This window comes from Bacillus sp. 2175 (assembly GCF_057812155.1).
The window spans coordinates 513,652-536,133 of sequence record NZ_CM173819.1 but is presented as its reverse complement, the minus strand read 5'-3'; the positions used below and the strand labels follow the sequence as shown (position 1 = coordinate 536,133).

Here is a 22,482-nt window from a genome sequence, read left to right as displayed (position 1 = left end):
TTTGTACACTGTTAGTAAAACAAATTTAAGGGGGAACATTATATGAAAAAAATGTCCAGACAAGAAAAAAGCTGGATATTATACGATTGGGCGAACTCTGTATACTCGCTCGTCATTACAACTGCATTATTTCCAATTTACTTTAAAGCAGCTGCAAAAGAAGCTGGACTATCTGGGGCAACTTCAACAGCATATTGGGGATATGCAAACTCATTCGCAACACTTTTAATTTCTATACTTGCTCCTATTCTTGGCACAGTTGCTGATTATAAAGGATTTAAAAAACGTTTTTTCACATTCTTCTTTGGACTCGGTATCGTATTTACAAGTATGTTAGCAGTCGTTCCAACCTCTCAGTGGTACTTATTGCTAGGGTGCTATATGCTCGCCTTAATCGGCTTTGCTGGAGCAAACATTTTCTATGATGCATTTTTAGTAGACGTCACTTCTGAAGATAGAATGGACCGAATTTCTACAAGAGGATTTGCATTAGGTTATATCGGGAGTACAATTCCTTTTATCGGTTGTATCGCTCTTATTATTCTTTCTCAAAAAGGAACTATTCCCTTATCGGTCGGCATTGCTAGTCAAATTTCCTTTGCAATAACAGCTCTTTGGTGGGGGTTATTTACAATTCCAATGCTAAAAAACGTAGAGCAAACACACTATATTGAGCGTCATCCAAGACCTATTAGAATGAGCTTCAAACGTCTTGCTGATACTTTTAAAAATATTAAAGAATATAAAACTGTATTTATGTTTCTAATCGCTTACTTTTTCTATATTGACGGAGTCGATACAATTATTACTATGTCTACCGCTTACGGAACCGATCTCGGTATTAGTGCAACGAATCTATTAATCATATTATTTGTAACACAAATTGTCGCTTGTCCATTTGCTTTACTATACGGAAAATTATCTGAAACATTTACTGGCAAAAAAATGCTATATGTCGGTATCATTATTTATATCATTATTTGCACATATGCTTATTTTTTAAAAACGACACTTGATTTTTGGATTTTAGCAATGTTAGTTGCTACATCTCAAGGTGGTATTCAAGCACTAAGTCGTTCATACTTTGCAAAACTAGTACCAAAAGAATCTGCTAATGAATTCTTCGGATTTTATAATATATTTGGGAAGTTTGCCGCAATTATGGGTCCGGTATTAGTCGGTGTTACAACGCAATTAACAGGAAAAACAAACGCTGGTGTTCTTAGTATTATTGTTCTATTTATTATCGGAGGATTCTTACTAACTAGAGTTCCAGAAAATAATACATCCGTTACACCACCTAGTCCAAAGACTAAAACGCTATAAGAAAAGATCCTCTTCTCATAAGAAGAGGATCTTTTTTATTTTTAAAGGTGCGCCTTATAATGAACGACTCTACTGCTTGTACAAAAATAATTTATCAACAGTTGTTCCTAATACTTCAGCTAAACGGAACGCTAACGCTAAGCTTGGATCATATTTATTATTCTCAATTGCATTTATCGTTTGTCTAGAAACCTTACATTTATCAGCTAATGCGCCTTGTGAAATATTATTTTCAGTGCGTAATTCATAGATTTGATTTTTCACACCATTGCTCCTAACCTGTAAAATCGTTTTTACAACATCAGTATATAATTGGCTCATATAGTTGTCAAAAGTTCCTCAAAGAAAAAAGGAGCAATATTGCTCCCTTACAATAGTTATTTTGAAGCTAATGAATTTGTTAGTGCCTCTTTGTTAGCGATATCTTCTTTCTTTATTTGCATACGTACAACTGGCCCTATCGCTAATAAAATAAGTGCCATCGCTATACAAAACACAGTAACTAGTGAAGTTAGTTCCTTTAATCCTCCAGCTAATGAAGTTCCAATTAGCATTGCCCCCATAAACAGTGGTAAAATCGTTCCATTTACTCTTCCAACCATATTTTCTGGTACAAGTTGAATCATAAGCGTACCGACAACAATATTAACACAAGCTAAACAAATACCTGTTCCAAATCTCATGAAACTAGTAATCCAAAATGATGTAGATAGCCCTTCTACTAAAAATGAAAGGGCTAATATACCCATACCGAATACAAACATCTTTTTCGGATTCACTTTTGAAGCGAAAACTGCAGCAACAATACCACCGAGTAACATACCTATTCCGTCAGCTGCCGCTAAATATTGAACAGCTTCTTTTTCCATACCTAAACGTTCAATTACAAGAAATACTTCTAATGGATTCGTTAATCCAACAGCTAAACCCATAATTGTAAAAGTGATCGTAATCATACGTAAATTTTTCGTATGAAGAACATACTTCCAACCTTCTTTTATATCATTTTTTAATGAGTCTCTCGCCACCTGCTCTTTTTCAACCCATTTTGGTAAGAATGAAAGGGCGATAGCAGATAACAAAAATAAAATGATTAAGCTATATAGTGATGTAAATAAACCAAGTTGTGTATACACAAGCGATCCTACCACTGGTCCAAAAATCAGAAATAATGACTGTAATGTTTGGTTAAATGCAATCGCATTTGCTACCTCTCCTTCTTTTACATAGCGCTTAAATATACGCGAAGATGAGGGCTGAGAAAACTGACCTACAATCGCGGAAATGAGTGTTGCAAAAAATATAGCCTGCCAATAATCCAGCTTTAACAACAAGACAATTCCTATAATAGACAGTACACTTAATACATCTCCAGCGACCATTGTTCTTTTCGGATTCCAGCGATCAGCTAGCGCACCACCGATAAACGAGAAAATAAAAATAGGTGCATATTCCATAACTGATAACAACGAAACAGAAACTGGATCATTATTCGTTCGCTCCATTATAAAATACAAAAGAGCCATATTTCTGATCCAAATTGCAAATTGTTGTAAAATATCAGACGCCATAACGAGCATAAATGCTCGGTTTTTAAATAAAGCGTTCATTTTCATTCCCCTTTCATAAACCGACCGTTCGGTCTAATTTATTTTGTAAGAAAAGCAACTGACCTATTATTCAGCTGCCATTCCTTTTAACAATACATCTATTGCCTTTTTATAAATACGTTTCAGCTCTTTATAATCTAATTCGTAGTAAAGCACTCCAAGTCCTGATAATAATCCGTTTACAATATACATAAGATCACGAGTATTATCTTCACGGAACTCTCCAGACTGTATACCTACTTCAATTAATTTCTCAAACATAACATATGATTCTCTAGTTAAAGCTAACAGTTCATCCAGAATCTCTTTACTTACAACTTGGCTCATAGAGAATTCCTCTATTGCATTTGAAATTGGTTGCTGTATGTCCTCTACATGATATTCCGCGAGACCATATAGTTTTTCAGTACTAGTGCTATACAACTTCTCTTTTTCATTCCATTTTTCAATCCAATCATACGTATGCTGTTTCACTACAAATAAAAATAATTCTTCTTTACTTTTAAAGTGATAATAAATACTTCCTTTACTTCGCTCTGTAATTTCACAAATCTCTTCCATAGATGTAGCTGCGTAGCCCTTCTGTGAAAATAGACTTTCTGCTTTATATGCAATTTCTTTCTTTATCTCTTCTGCGCTTCTTCTCATATTCACACCTCTTTAAACCGACCGTTCAGTCTAATAATAACAAATCAAAAACCTCTATCGCAAGAGGCTATATTCCTTATTTAAGAAAACGTACTTTCAAACCAAGTTCGAATCATATGTATGGTTCCAAATTTAAATGCTAATTTAACAAGAAATACGCCTCCCGCAGCTAATAAAAATAACACTACTTTCCCCTTATTTTTCACTTTCGGTTCCCTTTTCATTTCCATTCCCCTTAGTATGTTAAAAATATTAAACAAACGTTTGTTTAACTGTGTTTATGCATATGTAAGCCGACTAATCAAACGTTTGTTTAAAAAGAAATACGCCTATATAAGGCGCATTTTTATCAATCACCACCGCCACCACAGCTTCCTCCGCTATCTCCCCCAAAAGATCCTCCACAATCATGTGAGCCGCCATCATGCGAGCTATCATTATCAGATCCAGCAAAGAAAAATAATGGTGATGAGCTGTTAGATGAATTATGAATGTTATTTTGTTTTGTAAGATTTACCTTCTTTTTGTTCGATCGAACTGCTGTTACGATTGTTCCAACTACAACAAATAATAGTATGACAATAATAAATTCCATTTAAAAGCCTCCCTTATTCCTCGAATAATTGAATGGTTCTCTCTAGATTTTCAAGTGAAATGAAGCGTGATTCACGAAGAATTTCTTTTCCATTATGAAATAATAAAATTGTTGGCCCTGTAAATACTCCATATCGCCCCGCAATCTCCTGCATGTCTTGTAGTAATATCTCTATTTTCTCTACGTAATCATAATTCTCTAATACGCAATTTACTTTTCTTAGCATAACATCACAAACACCACAATTTTCCGTTTTAATAAACAGAAGTACCAATTGTTGTTCTTCGATATAGGTCGCTAATTCTTCTATCGTTTTAAATGTAGTCATCTTATCCCTCTTAGCGTAATTTACGAAATACTTTGTCTTGATACATACGAAAAGCTGAACTATCTTTAATCTTTCTCTTTTCCATTACCTGCTGAAAACGAAGCGTTTTTGCTGTTAACTCTTCTTGTAATTCTTTTCTCTCTGCTTCATCATAACAGCAAGCAATTAGATCCTCTATTTTTAATATATCTTTTTGTAGTTCCATTTCTGGTAGAATCATTCCCGCATTTTTTAAAATTTTATAACTCATTCTAAGTTCTGGAGGTACCATTGAAAGATCTTCTAATTGTAGTGGTTTTCCTTTTCCCGGAAGATAATCAAGATCACCATTCCGTATTGCTTGTCGAATTTTTTCTTCAGCAATGTTCAAAAACACATCCACACTATTCCCTCCTTTACATATTTTTACTATTATTTTACATGATATTTCCTTATCTTTCTACGTCTTTAATAATTGGCTCCATACAATTTTTTCTCAAATTTATTTATAATGAGCTATTTCCTCCCATACCAATCTTTCGTTTTCATATATAGTTTGTATTCAAGCCTTTTTGTATTGAGAAAGTCTTTTTCAACTTAATAAAGCGTTTACACTAAATCTTACATTTGTTACGATTTAATCACCCCCAGCTCCCTTGTATAGACTTCGTGATGTCTGATCATTTTATCTAGACGTTTCACACGTCTAGATTCATTTTGATTTATTGGCGTATGCCTTTAAATATATCTTTTATTTTGAAAGGAGAAATGGCTATGAGGTCTCAAAAATTCACACTGCTATTACTATCCCTACTACTTTTCTTACCTCTTTTTCTCACAAATTTTATTACTCCAAATCTCGCATTAGCAGATTCACCAAAGCAAAGTCAAAAAATTGTTGGGTACTTTCCTTCGTGGGGCGTTTACGGACGTAATTATCAAGTTGCTGACATTGATGCATCAAAACTTACTCACCTTAACTATGCTTTCGCGGATATTTGTTGGAATGGAAAACATGGAAACCCTTCTACTCATCCTGATAATCCAAATAAACAAACGTGGAACTGTAAAGAATCTGGTGTACCATTGCAAAATAAAGAGGTTCCTAATGGTACTCTCGTACTCGGGGAACCATGGGCTGATGTTACCAAATCGTATCCTGGCTCAGGGACAACTTGGGAAGATTGCGATAAATATGCCCGTTGCGGAAATTTCGGGGAACTAAAACGATTAAAAGCTAAATATCCTCACTTAAAAACAATTATTTCCGTTGGTGGCTGGACTTGGTCTAACCGCTTTTCTGATATGGCCGCTGATGAAAAAACAAGAAAAGTATTTGCTGAATCTACAGTAGCTTTTCTTCGCGCATATGGGTTTGATGGCGTAGATTTAGACTGGGAATATCCGGGCGTTGAAACGATTCCTGGTGGTAGTTATCGTCCTGAAGATAAACAAAATTTCACTCTCCTTCTTCAAGACGTCCGAAATGCTTTGAATAAAGCAGGTGCTGAAGATGGCAAACAATATTTACTAACAATCGCTTCAGGTGCAAGCCAACGCTACGCTGATCATACAGAACTAAAGAAAATTTCTCAAATACTCGATTGGATTAATATTATGACATATGATTTCCACGGCGGATGGGAAGCTACTTCTAATCATAATGCAGCTCTATATAAGGATCCAAATGATCCAGCAGCAAATACGAATTTTTACGTAGATGGTGCTATAAATGTTTATACAAATGAAGGTGTTCCAGTCGATAAACTAGTATTAGGCGTACCCTTTTACGGACGTGGCTGGAAAAGTTGTGGCAAAGAAAATAACGGACAATATCAACCTTGCAAACCAGGTAGTGATGGGAAACTTGCTTCTAAAGGTACTTGGGATGATTACTCTACCGGTGACACAGGTGTCTATGATTACGGTGATTTAGCAGCCAATTACGTTAATAAAAATGGTTTTGTACGCTACTGGAATGACACAGCTAAAGTACCTTACTTATATAATGCAACTACAGGCACATTTATTAGCTACGATGACAATGAATCTATGAAATACAAAACAGACTATATAAAGACGAAAGGTTTAAGTGGAGCAATGTTTTGGGAACTAAGCGGAGATTGCCGTACAAGTCCAAAATATAGTTGCAGTGGTCCAAAATTACTTGATACGCTAGTAAAAGAATTACTTGGTGGACCTATTAATCAAAAAGATACTGAGCCACCAACGAATGTTAAAAACATTGTAGTTACGAATAAAAATTCAAACTCAGTTCAATTAAACTGGACTGCATCTACTGATAACGTAGGAGTTACGGAATATGAAATTACTGCTGGAGAAGAGAAATGGAGTACAACAACAAATAGCATTACAATTAAAAACTTAAAACCTAATACGGAATACAAATTTTCAATAATTGCCAAAGATGCTGCTGGAAATAAATCACAACCTACCGCTCTTACTGTCAAAACGGATGAAGCTAATACGACACCTCCTGATGGAAATGGTACTGCTACATTTTCAGTCACTTCGAATTGGGGCAGCGGTTATAACTTCTCGATTATAATCAAAAATAATGGAACGAACCCTATTAAAAATTGGAAATTAGAATTTGATTATAGCGGCAATTTAACACAAGTTTGGGATTCTAAAATTAGTAGTAAAACAAATAATCATTATGTAATTACGAACGCAGGATGGAATGGTGAAATTCCTCCTGGTGGATCTATTACAATTGGCGGTGCAGGAACAGGTAATCCTGCCGAACTTTTAAATGCCGTCATTAGCGAAAACTAGACGTAATATCCATTAATTACTTCACTGAAGTTTGAATTTAGGTTTGAGCAATACCTCCTAAATTCAAACTTTTAATTTTATGAAAAATCAAAAACATCTCAATAACTTGTTATAATTATATTTAGTTTCTAATATGAAGTTTATATGAAGTTCATTTGAATTTTACATGGATTTCCTTTAATTTCTATTGTCTTCCTATAATATCCATATTATCCTTTACATAAAGGAATTATTTTCATTCCATTTTGAACTATCTATATATATAAAGAAAGATAGTCACCTGTTAGGGAAAGGCTTTCGTATTATTATAAATATAACAAAAGAAAAAGCACGCTTATAAGCGCACCATAAGAGTGCTTCTTCATACAATTCTCATGTAAGAGTTCTCGAAAATCATGTTAATCACAAAGAAAAGGCATTAGCTCATAAAAGCTAATGCCTTTTCTTTATTCATATTGTTCAGCATTCCAATCTTCTATATTCCATACTTTTGTTATCCACGATTCATAGAAAGAAGGCTCATGTGAGACAATTAAAACCGTTCCTTTGTATTGTTGTAATGCTTCCTATAAAGCCATCTTAGTTTCTACATCCAAATGATTAGTCCGTTCGTCTAAAATTAAAACATCAGCTTTTTCTATTTTTTCATATAAGGAGCTAACACACTTAAAATCTCTTCTTTATCCTTTTTTAATTCGAGTGATGTTAACATATCCATCGTTCTCGGCCTAGGTAATTTCACTTGTACCTCGCCAACTATTGAAGCTGGTCTTTGAGATAAAATAAATACGCGATCTGAAAGCAAGATTGCCTCATCTAGGTCATGTGTAACCATAACGATTGTTTGCTTCTCTTGATGCCAAGAGTTTAAAAGCCAGCTATGTACTTCCATTTTTGTAAATGCATCTAATTTACCAAAAGGCTCATCAAGTAGCATAATTGGCTTTTCACATAAATATGTGCGCAGAAAACTAATTCTTTGACGCATACCACCAGACAATTCATCTGGATAATGGTCTGCATATTCATCTAGTTCGAACTGCTTTAATGCTTCCATTCCCTCTGTTAGCCTTTGTTTTTTCGGTTTCCCTTCGATTTCCAATGGAAGAACGATATTTTGCAAAGCTGATCGCCACGGTAGCAATAAATCTTGTTGTGGCATATAACTAACAACATCTTGTTCTTGTACTTGCTTATCGTTATACGTTACGTTCCCGTTTGTTGGTTTTTCAACATTTGCAATCATGTTTAATAATGTGCTTTTCCCGCAACCACTCGGTCCTACAAAGGAAACAAACTCTCCCTCTTGTATAGAGGCACTAATATTCTCTAATACATTTTTTCCGTCGAAAGATTTCACTATATTTTTTATTTGTAATCCGCTCATTTTTCACTTGGAAGGAATTCATTTGTAAAAGCATCTTTTACATCGATTTTCTTCTTAATAACTTTGTTGTCATATAAGAAATTCATGTAATTCGTCCAAATTTCTTCCTTCTGTACTCCCCATGCTTTAGCATCATCTTGATACTTCGTACTTAACCATTTTTGGCTTTCTTGAACTAAATCTTTATTCACATCTGGAACAGCTTTAATTAAAATATCAGCAGCCTCTTTCGGTTCCTTAATTGCAAAATTATAACCTTCTGTCGTTGCACTCATAAACTTTTTCACAAAGTCTTTATCTTGCTTCGTATGTTTTTCACTCGTAATAATAACAGGACTATAGAAATCAAGCGCTGGATCTAAGTCCTTCACCATAATCGTATTTAACTCTTTTCCTTGACGCTTCGCTTCAATACCATCCCAACCGTAATAAATCCATTCGAAATCTGCATCACGGCCAATTGATTTAAAGAAATCTGTTTGTCCTAAGATGATTTTTTCAACTTTATTAAAATCAGCTTGATGTTTATCCATAATCGTCTTTAATGTCGCTTCTTCTGCTGGTCCTCCCCAGCCGCCGTAACGTTTACCTTCAAAATCTTTCGGTGACGTCATATTGTCTTTCTTAAGCGATGCAAACGCTGAAGTGTTATGCTGAATAATCGCTCCTACAGATACAACAGGAATTCCTTCTACACGAGCTAACGTTACATTTTCTTGTGCGCTTATTGCGAAGTCTGCTTTTCCTGATGCTATCATTTGCTCTGCTGTTACATTGTCACCTGGTTGAATAATTTCTACATCTAATCCTTGCTTTTTGTAATAATCTTTCGTTTTCGCTACATACAAGCCAGTATGATTCGTATTTGGAAACCAATCTAATACTACTTTTACTTTTTGATCTTTACTTGCACTTTCTTCTTTCTTCGCCGGATTACATCCAGCCACACCTACCGCTACTAAGGCAGCTAACATAACTTTCAAACCTTTTTTCATTTTCTGCCGTCCTTTCTATATATCCATGGTGCTGTTATTCTTGCCATAAACTCTACGATAAAATACAGGCATAATGTCACCATAACGATGATTGCTGCAACACCAAATACTCGGGCAGTCAAAAAGGATTTTGTAGCCCTCGTAAGCATAACGCCTAATCCTTCACTTGCACCGAGCCATTCTCCGATAATTGCTCCCATTACGCTATATGTAACTGCAATTTTTAAACCTGAGAAAAAGTATGGGAGCACTGCTGGAAATTTTACTTTCTGGTAAACTTGCCATTTCGTCGCCTTCATTGTTTGTAACAGTTTCAGCATATTTTTATCTACTGTTTGAAAACCTTCTAAAATACTAAGCGCAATTGGGAAGAAACAAACGAGTATTACGACCATTACTTTCGGCAACATCCCATATCCAAACCAAATAATAAATAGCGGTGCAAGTACAACAATTGGAATTGTTTGCGAAATAACGAGCAATGGATTTATTAAAATACGAAATAACGGTATAACGTCCATAATAATTGCGATACTCGTCCCCAATAAAATTGCAAAGAATAGTCCAATTATAACTTCCTGCAGTGTTTGCATCGTATTTGGTAATAGTAAATCTTTCATCCCAATTAATTCTTGAACATTGGCAGAAGGCTTTGGTAAAATCCACGGTTCGATTTTAAATAATGAAACAGATCCTTCCCATATCGCAATGAGAAGGATAAGCCAAATAGTTGTAATAAGTTTAGATTGCTTCTGGTTTTGCATATTCATCACGGTACTTCCAAACCTTTTCATCTATCGTTACACCAGTGCTTGGACGATAATGGATTTTAATAGAAGTAATCACTTCTTCTGCTCCAGCATCGACGCAAGCTTGTTGCGCACGTTTAACGACATCAAGAAGTACATCTAATTCTCCTTCCAAAGTTGTTTCCATTGCCCCTACTTCATAACGAACTCCCGATTGTTGCACAACTTCAATTGCTTTATCGACAACAGAATATACATCTTTCGTTTTCGCTTGTGGTACTACTGAAAATGACATTGTAACTTGTTGTGACATAATAAAATCCCCCTTATAAAATTAAATTTCAAAAATAAGAAAAGGCTTTCCTACTGCGTAGGAAAGCCTTGTATGCAAGTTATTACAGAATAACATATGCTACATCACTTTAAGTAACTCCCTACGCTGGCATTATCCAGATCAGGTTGAGGGTCGATGTTTACTTACATCCTCTCAGCCAATTGGCTCCCCGGTCCTTAATTCGTTTTCATTGTAGCATGATTTATTTTATTGAACAAACAAAAGCATGCATAATCATTTCATTATTTTTGGAAAATAACCAACTTTTTCACCATGAGCTAATAACTGCTGTATAAATTCTTTATTAATTGCTGGTACTATCAATTCTTTTTTCTTAATCCATTCATTCGTTCTACGCGTACCCATTACAATTTCAGATTGCTGTGCTCCATCTCCTGCAACTTGAGAAGCAATTAACTCTGCTATTACTTCATTTCCCTTCGCTAATGCAAGTCCGGTATTTACATATTCTGAAAGTGGAACCATTTCAAGATTGTATCCACACTCTCCAATTAGCTGTATAAATTGTTCAAACTCAATTTGATGTGGATGACAAATATGTAACGTCTCTCCTACAATTTGCGCATCTTGTAAATACGATACAATTGATTTACTAGCAAAATCAATTGGTGTGAAATCAACTTTCCACTTCACATTTGGTGCTTTCCCAATTAATAGCATTGTTTTAATAAGACGATAAAATGCGTTTCCTTCAATATTTTGTTGGAACGAACCTGTTTCTGAATGACATGCTAAATTACCTGCACGATAAATATTTCCGCGCAAACCATTTTTCATTGCTTCACGAACAATGTTTTCCGCTTGTAGTTTACTATTTGAATATACATTCTCTAAGTCTACACTGTAATTAAAATCACCAGTTTTCATGTATGTATCCCATTGATCTACCGCTAATTCTAACGGGATACCAATTGTAGAAATAAAATGGAATGTAGCACCTTTCTCCGCTAATGCTAGCATACGGCTAGTTCCTTGGACATTTATATTTTCAAATTGTTTTACATCTCCAAAATGTCTTACATCTGCACCGCAATGAATTATCGTATCCATCTTAGAACTGATGAACATAAATTCTTCTTCGCTCATCCCAAGATACTCTTCTCCCAGATCACCAGCTACGGCCTGTATACGCTGTAACCATTCTTCACATATATCATTAAAGTAGCCTGTTAATGTATCTATAATTCTTTGCTGCACATCTTTGGTTGGTCTTACTAAACAATAAATAGTAGCAGATGTATCTCTCAACAATTCATATAATATGTGTGATCCTAAATAACCAGTAGCTCCTGTTAAAAAGACATTTGAAATCTGGATTTCTTCCAAAACGTTTGCATACGTGATAGTATCTGGCTCGTGAATCACTTTATATTCACGAAATACTTCTTCTTTCTCTACTTTTACTTCTCGCTCAATTCGAGCTAATCCATATATCGTTCTTTCTTTAAAGAAATCTTGAATTGTTAAATGTGAGAAATCTTCTTTTAACAATGTTAAGACTCGTAATACTTTTAATGAATGTCCACCAATTGTAAAGAAATCATCATGCACTCCAACTTTTGAAATTCCTAATACTTCCGCCCAGGCGTTCGCGATTTGTTTTTCTGCTTTATTAGAAGGTGCAACATATTCTTGTAGCCGAACCGGTTCATACTTTTCTTCTAACTGAGCTAACTTCTTAACATCAATCTTTTTATTAGGTGTAAGTGGTAATTCATTAATATAAATTAGTTTAGATGGCACCATATAATCTGGTAATTGCTCTTGTAACTGATAAACTAATTCTGGTATTTCTTTTTTATTTAAAGTTGTATAGAACGCGATTAAATATTGGCTACCTTCCTTACTCTTCTTAGCAAAAACAGCATTTTCTTTTATATTATGATTTTGAGAAATTTTACTTTGGATTTCTCCTAGTTCAATACGATGTCCTCTAATTTTTACTTGATCATCTTTCCGATGTAAAAACTCTATATTTCCATCCTCTAGCAACTTAACGATATCACCTGTTTTATATATATTAACTATAGGATTAAAAGGGTTCGGAATAAAAGCTTCAATTGTTTTATTAGGCTTATTAAAATACCCTTTTGCTAATCCCACTGAATCTATATATAATTCACCAGGTACACCAATTGGACAAAGATTCATATTCTCATCCAAAATCATAACTTGATAATTAGCACATGGTTTACCAATGGGAATACTCGCAACATCCTCATTTAACTGACTAGGTATTTTATAGGTTGTCGTCACTACAGTACATTCTGTCGGTCCGTATACATTATAAATTTCAACATTTGTACCTATTCTTTCTCTCCACAATTTAATAACCTCTACAGGCAACATTTCACCACCAATCGCAATTCTTTTTAGGGAAGCTAGCTTATATATATCTTCTTCTGCTAAATAAGTTGCTACTTGTCGAACAAAAATTGTTGCTAATGCCAAGATTGAAGTTGCTTTCACTTTATAGATTGCATTTGCAAATGCCTCTACAGACAATCGCTCTTCCTCTAATAGTACATACAAGTTTCCTCCGCAGAATAAAGAAGCAAATGACTCCCATACAGAAGCATCGAAACTAAAGGAAGGAAATTGAGCAAATACATCCTCTTCTGTCAATTCATATTGCTTTTTCATCCAAGTGTACAGATTAACAACGCCTCTATGTGCTAACATCGTTCCCTTTGGATTCCCTGTTGAACCCGATGTATAAATCATATAAGCTACATCATCACAATGAATAGACAACTTTACATCTATATCTTCATAAGTTTCACTATCATACAATGAAACTGTTTGAACCCCATCACATGTTATAGGCGTCTCTTTCATCAATATAACTTTCGCTTGGCTATCTTGAATAATGTACTGTATTCTACTTTCCGGATAATCTGGATCAATCGGAACATACGCTGCACCAGCTTTTAATATAGCTACCATACTTACTACTGTGTCTATGCTACGTTTCATAAATATTCCAACATAGTCTCCTAATTGGACGCCGTTTTTAATTAACATATGAGCTATTTGATTACTTTTTTTATTTAGCTCCTCATAAGTTAAAGTACCTTCCCTTGAAGATAAAGCTATACGATTTGGAAATTGAGTAACAGTATTATAGAACATATCGACGATACTTTTCTCAGGATATACTGCTGTCGTATCATTCACTTGACTATAAAGTGCCATCTCGGCCTCTGTAATAATATTAAAATGTTTTATATACTTATTAGTATTTTGTGATATATCAACTAAAACACCTTGTATTTGTTGTGCATAACGAGTAATCGTTGTCTCTTTCCAATTAACACTATTAAATATTATTTCTACACTTTGCATATTTTTACTAAATACAAATTGTAATGTATTCGTGTCTTGTAGCTCATAATATGTTTCACCAATAATAATAGGTGACATTTCATATAATGTATTACCGTTTTGAAACTCTTCTATTTCTTCCTCATTCATTTCTTTAATTTGCTCCAGTTGCTCTTCAATTTGTAAATTTAAACTTTCATAGGAGAGAAAATTAGAAACTTCAATAGTAATTGGAAATAAATTTCCTCTTACATGATAAAGCATGACAATATGTTTTTCTTTAGAAATATGATATAACCACGTTGCAGTCGCTCCTATTAAATCTACAATGTGAGTCAAATTTGAAAACAGTTCCGTTTTCCTTTTTATCCTAAGTTCTGTTCCGTGCACATCTTTAGGTATTTTAATACTTCCTTCTACTTTTCCTAAAAATTCTTTTATCATCTCATTATAAGAAATCACTAATTTCATATTTATGTAAATTCCTCTCTTAAATATAATAAAGGTGTGAAAATTCACACCTTTTTCATCCCTTATTAAAGGGCAGATTCGTTCAATTCATAATCAGTAGCGGAGATACCCCCCTTGATTAGAATTGAACTTTCTCCTTATTCGCTTTTAAACTCACCAATAAGCTCTTGCAATTCCTGAGAAAGCCAACTTAAAGAAGTCGCTAATTCTGCAATATCTTGTACTGATATTTCTTGCTCTTTCATGCTTTCTTCAACATTACTACTGCTGTTGGCATAAGTATTTGCAATATGTGATAATTCATTTACGACTTGAACAATATTCTGGCTATTTTGTAAAATGTCACTCGAATTACCGGAAACAGCTTTTACTTGATCTGTAACAGATTGCGCTGATTTTGAGATTTTTTCAAAGAAATCTCCACTACTTTGAACAAGCGAAATTCCAGTTTCTACTTCTTTTGAACCTTTTTGCATGGAAACTACAGCATCTTCTGTCTCAGCTTGTGTTTCACCAATTAATTTCGCTATATCTTTTGCAGACGCTTCCGTTTGTTCTGCTAATTTTCGTACTTCATCAGCAACAACTGCAAACCCTCTTCCAGCTGCTCCAGCACGTGAAGCCTCAATAGAAGCATTTAAAGCTAATAGATTTGTTTGATTTGAAATACCTGTAATTACAGTTACGATATCACTAATTTCTTTTGACCTTGTTTCTAACGAATAAATGATGGAAGATAAATCTTGTACTGCATTTTGGATTAAACTCATTTGATTAATAATTTGTCCAATCACTTCATTACCTTCAATTGAATGTTGTTCCATACCTTCAGAAGCAACCGCAACTTGTTTTGCAGCCCCAGTTATTTCTTCTACCTTATCTTCCATTCCATGTACAATTCCTAAACATTGTTGTACTGAAGTTTTTTGAGACTGTGCCCCTACTCTTAAACCTTCAATAGAACTTGCAATCTCTTGAACTGCCATGCTGTTTTCCTCTGTACTCGCCGACAATTCTTGTGAAGAAGAAGAAACTTGCTCAGCAGTTTGCCTTACTTTATCTATAATCCCTTTAAATTTTTCAATTGTGTTATTGAAATAAACATTAATAATTCCAATATCATCTGGTCTTTCTTTTAATTTAATACTTAAGTCACCTTCACCAATTTTACGTAACCCTTCTCGTAAATCTTTTAATGGAGCTAGCGAGTGACGCACGATAAAGAATTGAGTAATAGTCGCAATTGCTAATGAAATAATGATGAAGAGTAAGCCCTGTATCATAAACTTCTCTTTTGTAATAGGAACAATGGAAGCATCTAAGTCAGCCGCAATAATTGCAACAATATTGTTTTCTCCATCTGTAATTGGTTCTAATATTGTCACCCACGAACCTATTTCATCTTCATATACTTCTGTCATTTGAGCCTTTTTCGTATCAATCACTTTATCGTATGCCTTCATCCAATGAGCGGGTTGTTCATAATAATCTCCCGGCTTTATAGGAAACGCATTTGTTAACTCTGTAGTCAAACCAACGAGTTGTAATTCTCGCTTTTCATTCGGCTTTGCTCCTGTAACATACGTTTGTCCAACGCTTTTCAATTCTTTTGATACTTCATCTAATTTCTCTGTTAACTTTTCTTTTTTCACTTTTTCGGCTGTAGGATCTTTCGCCATGTCTCTAACTAATTCTACATCCAGTTTTTTCAATACTATTTCTCCTGTTTCAATAGACTGCCTTTCAAATAAAGACATCATACTATTTTGAAACATGTTAAAACTTAATGCACCCATACTTCCAACAAGTGTCAAAATAACTAATACGGTTAATAAGACGTTCTTTTGAAGGAACGATAACTTATGCCAATATTTTTTCATTAATATCCACCTTCCTTAATCAACATAAACAAAAAAAACAAAATATATGAATATTTTGTTTGAAAATGTTTCTCAATATGTTCGAGAATAAAAAAAAGCCAATGTAAAAGCATTGGCCAAGACCAACCCTATCCGTCCGGTAACTGGCTAGCGTAGCCTTTCGACCTTAGCTCCTGTAGTTTTGCGTCCTCATGTTTCCATCAGTTTGCCTTTCTCGCTGAACGAGTTGAACGATATGGGAGTTCTATGAGAATTAATTTATTCTCTTTCAAAGATTACAACATATAAATCAAAATGTCTACTTATTTAGAGATATAAATACAAATTTTTAATGAATTGCTTTTTCAAAATAATTTCAAAAAGTACGTGAATGTTACTTTTTTTATGTTATATAATAAAAAATGTATAAATAACAAGGATTTCTTCGGGTATTTATTTAATTTTCATTCAAATTAAACTATTCGAATATATCTTAACTAATGAATTTCGGAGGTAGTTTATCATGTTTTGGCTACAATTTCTTACCTTGTTACTCTGTATTTTTATTGGTGCACGCCTAGGCGGAGTTGGTTTAGGAGTAATGGGTGGAGTTGGTATGGCAATACTCGTTTTTGTCTTCCACTTACAACCAACGGCGCCTCCTATCGATGTAATGCTTATGATTTTGGCAGTAATTACAGCTGCTGGTGCTTTGCAAGCCGCTGGAGGAATGGACTACCTTGTTCATCTAGCTGAAAAGGCATTACGAAAAAATCCAAAACGCATTACATTCTTTGCTCCAATTGTTACTTATTTATTTACACTTTGTGCAGGAACTGGTCACGTTGCTTATTCTGTACTTCCTGTTATCGCTGAAGTCTCTCGCGAATCCGGAATTAGACCAGAACGACCAATGTCAATTGCCGTAATTGCTTCCCAACAAGCAATTACAGCTAGTCCTATATCAGCTGCAACAGTTGCACTTTTAGCAATGTTAGCTGACTATAAAATCACCTTATTAGATATTTTAAAAGTAAGTATCCCTTCTACTTTCATCGCTTGTATGATAGCTGCATTTGTTGCTAGTAAGATGGGAAAAGAATTAAATGAAGACCCTGAATACTTAAAACGATTAAAAGAAGGATTAATTCCTAAGCTTGAAGAGAAAAAAGAATTTGTAGGTGTAAAGGGCGCAAAATTATCAGTTATCCTTTTCCTTGTAGGAACCTTCCTTGTTGTACTTCTTGGTTCATTTGAAGCACTTCGTCCAGGATGGATAGTTGATGGGAAGTTAGCCCGTCTTTCCATGCCGAACACAATTGAGATGGTTATGTTAACTATCGCGGCTCTTATTATTATTTTCTGTAAACCAAATGTAGAAAGCATTGTATCTGGTAACGTCTTTAAAGCAGGAGCAACAGCAGTTGTTGCTATTTTCGGTATCGCTTGGATGGGAGATACTTTCTTTAATGGAAACTTAAATATGATTCAAGGATCGATTCAGCATTTAGTAACAAGTGCACCTTGGCTATTTGCTATCGCACTATTCATTCTATCTATTTTACTGTACAGCCAAGCAGCAACAGTTCGTGCCTTAATGCCACTTGGACTATCTCTTGGTATTCCACCAGCGCTACTGATTGCGATGTTCCCTGCAGTAAATGGATATTTCTTCATTCCAAACTATGGAACAATCGTTGCTGCCATTAACTTTGACCGTACTGGTACAACAGGTATCGGTAAATACGTATTAAATCATAGTTTTATGATTCCGGGCCTAATTGCAACATTTACTTCTATCGGCATTGGAATGCTCTTAATTTCAATTATGTTTTAAAGAAAAAGCACAAACCTTTATTTAAAAAGGTTTGTGCTTTTTTAATCAAATATTTGTTTAAATTTTGGGCAGTCTATTTCTTCATGTAGCACTTAAAATACTACACTTCCTTCCCTACAAACTTCTCTTTACTTCTTCAACTAATTTTCTCGTACTTTCATACGCAGATTCCGCTAAACTAATTGCTGAAATAACTGAAACACCGTCCGCACCCGCCTCTATAACTGCCGCTGTATTTTCAATTGTAATCCCACCAATACCAACGATTGGCACTGTAATTCCTTGTTCTCTAAAATAAGCTAATCCTTTCGTTCCTTGAACCGCTTTCGTATCTTTTTTCGTACTCGTTGGGAAAATAGGACCAACACCTAAATAATCCGCTCCATTTTCGATTGCAAAACGTGCTTCTTCAATTGTATGAGCAGATACGCCGATAATTTTATCTCCCATTTTTTCACGAACAGATGTAATTCCTTCATCATCTTGTCCAACATGAACACCATCTGCATCTAATTCAATGGCTAATTCTACATCATCATTTACAATGAAAGGAACACTATATTCCTTACAAAGCGTCTGCAATTCTTTTGCAAAGCGCACTCTATCTTCTCCGATTAAAGAACCTTCCCCCTTCTCGCGAAACTGAAAAAGTGTCACTCCACCATCTAACGCTTCTTTCAATACAGCTAAAGGATCCCTCGTGCAGTTATTACTTCCCATAATAAAATACACTTGCAATAGCTTAGACATTTTATCTATTTCAATGCGTGCCATTTCTTTCACTCCCTCTTACTCTAACTCCACAATCTTCCCATACTTCTCAATATCACCTGAAGTTGTATTCGCTAATTGATTTAAAAATTCAATTTGGAAACTACCAGGCCCTTTTTCTACCGCCTTAGCAGCTGCCAGTTCCGAAGCTACACCATAAAACGTTAATGCGGCTACTGCTGCTTTAACATAATCTTTTTCCACTGCTACAAATGCTCCTATTACAGAAGTTAGTAAACAACCTGTTCCCGTAACTTTCGTTAAAATAGGGTGACCATTTCGAATAACAATAGTTCTCTCTCCATCTGTAACAACATCTTCTTTTCCAGTAATGACCGCAACTGTATTTAGTTCATCTGCTGCCTGCCTTGCAATACTTACAATATTGCCATTTCCAGTACCAGCGTCTACCCCTTTAATTTCCCATTTCTCATTAATAACATTTGCTATTTCAGCTGCATTTCCGCGGATAATTGCTAAATCGATTTCAGCCGGAATATGTCTCGCAACTTCTGTTCGATATGAAGTTGCTCCTGCACCAACTGGATCAAATAGTACTGGCACATTGTTCGCATTTGCTGATTTACCCGCAAGTAACATCGCTTCTACTTCTTCAGGACGAAGTGTCCCCATATTTAATACTAACGCTCCAGCAATGCTAGCCATTTCTGCTACTTCTTCTTTTGCATACGCCATTACAGGCGATGCCCCAAGTGCCAACAAACCGTTAGCAGTAAAATTTGTTACAACAACATTTGTAATATTATGAACGAGCGGATTAGATTCTCTCACCAAATCCACTACTTTACTAATTTCTTTCATATTCATCCTTTTCATCTCCTAACTATAATGATGGGAGATACACAAAAAGACACTTTGCGCGTACGCAAAGTGCCTGAACATGTGCTTTTACACTCTCCCTACGCTGGCATTATCCAACAGGTTCAAATGGTCAATGACGGACTAGTAGTCATACTCTCAGTTTGTATCCACAAACTCCCATGTGCTTATTATTCATCTACTTCAAAGTCTACTCTTATTCTAGTAAAATAACAAGTTCTTTACTTTTCTATTTAATATAGAAGCAACCTATATAACAATAAACATAATCAAGTGAAACTTTAATCAGTGAGTGTTTTGTTCATCCCACTAAAAACCGATCAAATATGGAGCGAAACTGAATCTCAAGAAGATGTATGCTATATTTAACTTATGGAAATTTGAAAGGATGTTTTTAATATGTCAAAAAGCGTTGTAATCGCTGAAAAACCTTCCGTTGCACGAGATATTGCTCGTGTACTGAAGTGTGATAAAAAAGGAAACGGCTATCTTGAGGGTAGTAAATATATTGTAACTTGGGCTTTAGGTCATCTCGTTACATTAGCAGATCCAGAAAGTTATGATGTGAAATATAAAAAGTGGAATTTAGAAGATTTACCGATGCTACCTGAGCGTTTGAAATTAACGGTTATTAAACAAACTGGTAAACAATTTAATGCTGTAAAAAGTCAGCTACTTAGAAAAGATGTAAATGAAATTATTGTAGCAACAGACGCTGGACGTGAAGGGGAATTAGTCGCACGCTGGATTATCGATAAAGTTAAGCTAAATAAACCAATCAAACGTTTATGGATTTCTTCTGTAACCGATAAAGCAATTAAAGATGGTTTTGCAAATTTAAAACCAGGTAAAGCCTATGACAATTTATACGCTTCAGCAGTTGCACGTTCAGAAGCTGACTGGTATATCGGTCTTAATGCAACTCGTGCTTTAACGACTCGCTTTAATGCCCAGTTAAATTGCGGCCGTGTACAAACCCCTACTGTTGCTATGATTGCTAGTCGTGAGGATGAAATAAAGAACTTCAAAGCTCAAACTTACTACGGCATCGAAGCTCAAACAATGGAGAAGCTCAAACTTACTTGGCAAGATGCAAATGGCAATAGCCGTAGTTTTAATAAAGAAAAAATCGATGGTATTGTAAAAAGTTTAGATAAACAAAATGCTACTGTTGTGGAAATTGATAAGAAACAGAAGAAGTCATTCTCTCCTGGTCTTTACGATTTAACTGAATTGCAACGTGATGCAAATAAAAAGTTCGGTTACTCTGCTAAAGAAACATTAAATATTATGCAAAAATTGTATGAACAGCATAAAGTACTAACGTACCCTCGTACAGATTCACGCTACATTTCATCTGATATCGTTGGAACACTTCCAGAACGTCTAAAAGCATGTGGTGTTGGAGAATACCGTCCCTTCGCACATAAAGTATTACAAAAGCCTATCAAACCTAACAAATCATTTGTTGATGATAGTAAAGTAAGCGATCATCATGCGATTATTCCAACAGAAGGATACGTTAACTTCGCAGCATTCACAGATAAAGAACGCAAAATTTATGATTTAGTTGTAAAACGTTTCTTAGCTGTTTTATTCCCAGCATTCGAATACGAACAACTAACGTTACGCACAAAGGTCGGCAATGAAACATTCATTGCACGCGGAAAAACGATTTTACATGCTGGTTGGAAGGAAGTATACGAAAATCGATTTGAAGACGATGATGTAACTGATGACGTAAAAGAGCAGATTCTACCTCACATTGAAAAGGGCGATACATTAACTGTAAAGTTACTTATGCAAACATCAGGTCAAACGAAAGCACCTGCACGCTTTAATGAAGCAACTTTACTTTCAGCAATGGAGAATCCTACAAAATATATGGATACGCAAAATAAACAACTTGCTGATACGTTAAAATCGACTGGTGGATTAGGTACTGTAGCGACACGTGCAGATATTATCGACAAACTTTTCAATTCTTTCTTAATTGAAAAACGTGGTAAAGATATTCACATTACATCAAAAGGTCGTCAATTACTTGATTTAGTACCAGAAGAATTAAAATCACCTACACTAACTGGTGAGTGGGAACAAAAACTTGAAGCAATTGCAAAAGGAAAATTAAAGAAAGAAGTATTCATTTCGGAAATGAAGAACTATACGAAAGAAATTGTTGCTGAAATTAAATCGAGTGATAAGAAATATAAACATGACAACATTTCAACGAAGTCTTGTCCAGATTGCGGTAAACCAATGCTAGAAGTAAATGGAAAAAAGGGGAAAATGCTCGTATGCCAAGACCGTGAATGTGGTCATCGTAAAAATGTATCTCGTACAACAAATGCTCGCTGTCCGCAATGTAAAAAGAAACTAGAATTACGTGGTGAGGGTGCAGGCCAAATTTTCGCATGTAAATGTGGCTATCGCGAGAAATTATCAACATTCCAAGAGCGACGTAAAAAAGAATCTGGAAACAAAGCCGATAAACGCGACGTTCAAAAATATATGAAACAACAGAAAAAAGAAGAAGAACCATTAAATAACCCATTCGCGGAAGCATTAAAAAAATTAAAATTTGATTAAACAAAAAGGTTCCTACCTCT

19 protein-coding genes, 1 pseudogene and 3 riboswitches are annotated in these 22,482 nt (G+C 35.0%); of the genes and pseudogenes, 4 read left to right on the top strand and 16 right to left on the bottom strand.

From position 1 onward, the window contains the following. The first annotated feature begins 42 nt into the window (after positions 1 to 42). A complete protein-coding gene (locus ACXKY9_RS02975) occupies positions 43 to 1,326 on the top strand; it encodes an MFS transporter (protein ID WP_000738812.1) in 1,284 nt (427 codons plus the stop codon). Positions 1,327 to 1,395: 69 nt separating this feature from the next. Here ACXKY9_RS02975 and ACXKY9_RS02970 read toward each other — a convergent pair whose 3' ends face one another. The 7 genes from ACXKY9_RS02970 to ACXKY9_RS02940 all read right to left on the bottom strand — a co-directional run bounded on the left by ACXKY9_RS02970 (position 1,396) and on the right by ACXKY9_RS02940 (position 4,889). Next, on the bottom strand, positions 1,396 to 1,647 hold the full coding sequence (locus ACXKY9_RS02970) for a helix-turn-helix transcriptional regulator (protein WP_002023181.1): 252 nt from the start codon (positions 1,645 to 1,647) through the stop codon (positions 1,396 to 1,398). A 56-nt stretch (positions 1,648 to 1,703) separates the two neighbouring features. Next, positions 1,704 to 2,936 (bottom strand): MFS transporter, encoded by a 1,233-nt coding sequence (locus ACXKY9_RS02965; protein ID WP_000992568.1) that lies wholly within the window; start codon positions 2,934 to 2,936, stop codon positions 1,704 to 1,706. Positions 2,937 to 3,002: 66 nt separating this feature from the next. After that, positions 3,003 to 3,584, bottom strand: a complete 582-nt coding sequence (locus tag ACXKY9_RS02960) for a TetR/AcrR family transcriptional regulator (protein WP_001254434.1) — start codon at positions 3,582 to 3,584, stop codon at positions 3,003 to 3,005. Between the two features lie 80 nt (positions 3,585 to 3,664). After that, the gene (locus tag ACXKY9_RS02955; protein ID WP_000817981.1) at positions 3,665 to 3,808 is read right to left on the bottom strand and encodes a hypothetical protein; all 144 of its coding nucleotides are present in this window, start codon (positions 3,806 to 3,808) and stop codon (positions 3,665 to 3,667) included. Between the two features lie 125 nt (positions 3,809 to 3,933). Then, the gene (locus ACXKY9_RS02950; RefSeq protein ID WP_000394369.1) at positions 3,934 to 4,179 is read right to left on the bottom strand and encodes a hypothetical protein; all 246 of its coding nucleotides are present in this window, start codon (positions 4,177 to 4,179) and stop codon (positions 3,934 to 3,936) included. Positions 4,180 to 4,192: 13 nt separating this feature from the next. Next, the gene (locus tag ACXKY9_RS02945; RefSeq protein WP_000206517.1) at positions 4,193 to 4,507 is read right to left on the bottom strand and encodes a thioredoxin family protein; all 315 of its coding nucleotides are present in this window, start codon (positions 4,505 to 4,507) and stop codon (positions 4,193 to 4,195) included. A gap of 10 nt (positions 4,508 to 4,517) precedes the next feature. Continuing rightward, positions 4,518 to 4,889, bottom strand: coding sequence for a DnaJ family domain-containing protein (locus ACXKY9_RS02940; protein WP_000382372.1), 372 nt, complete (start codon positions 4,887 to 4,889; stop codon positions 4,518 to 4,520). A 371-nt stretch (positions 4,890 to 5,260) separates the two neighbouring features. Between ACXKY9_RS02940 and ACXKY9_RS02935 the strand changes: the two genes are divergently transcribed. Continuing rightward, positions 5,261 to 7,285: a glycosyl hydrolase family 18 protein gene (locus ACXKY9_RS02935; RefSeq protein WP_001257484.1), complete on the top strand. Its 2,025-nt coding sequence runs from the start codon at positions 5,261 to 5,263 to the stop codon at positions 7,283 to 7,285. Positions 7,286 to 7,731: 446 nt separating this feature from the next. Here the strand turns inward: ACXKY9_RS02935 and ACXKY9_RS02930 are convergent. From ACXKY9_RS02930 to ACXKY9_RS02900, 7 genes and pseudogenes are all read right to left on the bottom strand, one after another. Further along, positions 7,732 to 7,926 (bottom strand): annotated as a pseudogene (locus ACXKY9_RS02930) (P-loop NTPase family protein); the annotation flags it as partial. Then, positions 7,923 to 8,672: an ABC transporter ATP-binding protein gene (locus tag ACXKY9_RS02925; RefSeq protein WP_000016078.1), complete on the bottom strand. Its 750-nt coding sequence runs from the start codon at positions 8,670 to 8,672 to the stop codon at positions 7,923 to 7,925. The pseudogene ACXKY9_RS02930 and the gene ACXKY9_RS02925, both read right to left, overlap by 4 nt. Beyond that, entirely contained in the window at positions 8,669 to 9,667 is a 999-nt protein-coding gene (locus ACXKY9_RS02920; RefSeq protein WP_000715568.1) for an ABC transporter substrate-binding protein, read from the bottom strand. The genes ACXKY9_RS02925 and ACXKY9_RS02920 overlap by 4 nt, the downstream gene beginning before the upstream one ends. Next, the gene (locus ACXKY9_RS02915) at positions 9,664 to 10,437 is read right to left on the bottom strand and encodes an ABC transporter permease (protein ID WP_001057169.1); all 774 of its coding nucleotides are present in this window, start codon (positions 10,435 to 10,437) and stop codon (positions 9,664 to 9,666) included. The genes ACXKY9_RS02920 and ACXKY9_RS02915 overlap by 4 nt, the downstream gene beginning before the upstream one ends. Continuing rightward, a complete protein-coding gene (locus ACXKY9_RS02910; RefSeq protein WP_000082906.1) occupies positions 10,409 to 10,729 on the bottom strand; it encodes an MTH1187 family thiamine-binding protein in 321 nt (106 codons plus the stop codon). The genes ACXKY9_RS02915 and ACXKY9_RS02910 overlap by 29 nt, the downstream gene beginning before the upstream one ends. A gap of 101 nt (positions 10,730 to 10,830) precedes the next feature. Next, a riboswitch (TPP riboswitch) is annotated at positions 10,831 to 10,932 on the bottom strand. 52 nt (positions 10,933 to 10,984) lie between these two features. Next, positions 10,985 to 14,566, bottom strand: coding sequence for a non-ribosomal peptide synthetase family protein (locus ACXKY9_RS02905; protein WP_000780001.1), 3,582 nt, complete (start codon positions 14,564 to 14,566; stop codon positions 10,985 to 10,987). Positions 14,567 to 14,703: 137 nt separating this feature from the next. After that, entirely contained in the window at positions 14,704 to 16,446 is a 1,743-nt protein-coding gene (locus ACXKY9_RS02900; RefSeq protein WP_000761081.1) for a methyl-accepting chemotaxis protein, read from the bottom strand. A gap of 135 nt (positions 16,447 to 16,581) precedes the next feature. Then, positions 16,582 to 16,666, bottom strand: a riboswitch (cyclic di-GMP riboswitch). A gap of 282 nt (positions 16,667 to 16,948) precedes the next feature. Between ACXKY9_RS02900 and ACXKY9_RS02895 the strand changes: the two genes are divergently transcribed. After that, positions 16,949 to 18,262, top strand: a complete 1,314-nt coding sequence (locus ACXKY9_RS02895; protein ID WP_000498691.1) for an anaerobic C4-dicarboxylate transporter family protein — start codon at positions 16,949 to 16,951, stop codon at positions 18,260 to 18,262. 114 nt (positions 18,263 to 18,376) lie between these two features. Here the strand turns inward: ACXKY9_RS02895 and thiE are convergent, their stop codons facing one another. Together thiE and thiM are read right to left on the bottom strand one after the other, a co-directional pair. Next, positions 18,377 to 19,036, bottom strand: a complete 660-nt coding sequence (gene thiE / locus ACXKY9_RS02890; protein WP_000090967.1) for a thiamine phosphate synthase — start codon at positions 19,034 to 19,036, stop codon at positions 18,377 to 18,379. 15 nt (positions 19,037 to 19,051) lie between these two features. Then, positions 19,052 to 19,861 carry a hydroxyethylthiazole kinase gene (gene thiM / locus ACXKY9_RS02885; RefSeq protein ID WP_001056093.1) on the bottom strand — a complete coding sequence of 270 codons (810 nt, stop codon included), beginning with the start codon at positions 19,859 to 19,861 and terminating at the stop codon, positions 19,052 to 19,054. A 72-nt stretch (positions 19,862 to 19,933) separates the two neighbouring features. Then, a riboswitch (TPP riboswitch) is annotated at positions 19,934 to 20,046 on the bottom strand. A 226-nt stretch (positions 20,047 to 20,272) separates the two neighbouring features. Between thiM and topB the strand changes: the two genes are divergently transcribed. Then, entirely contained in the window at positions 20,273 to 22,462 is a 2,190-nt protein-coding gene (topB, locus tag ACXKY9_RS02880) for a DNA topoisomerase III (protein WP_000047299.1), read from the top strand. Positions 22,463 to 22,482: the final 20 nt, after the last annotated feature.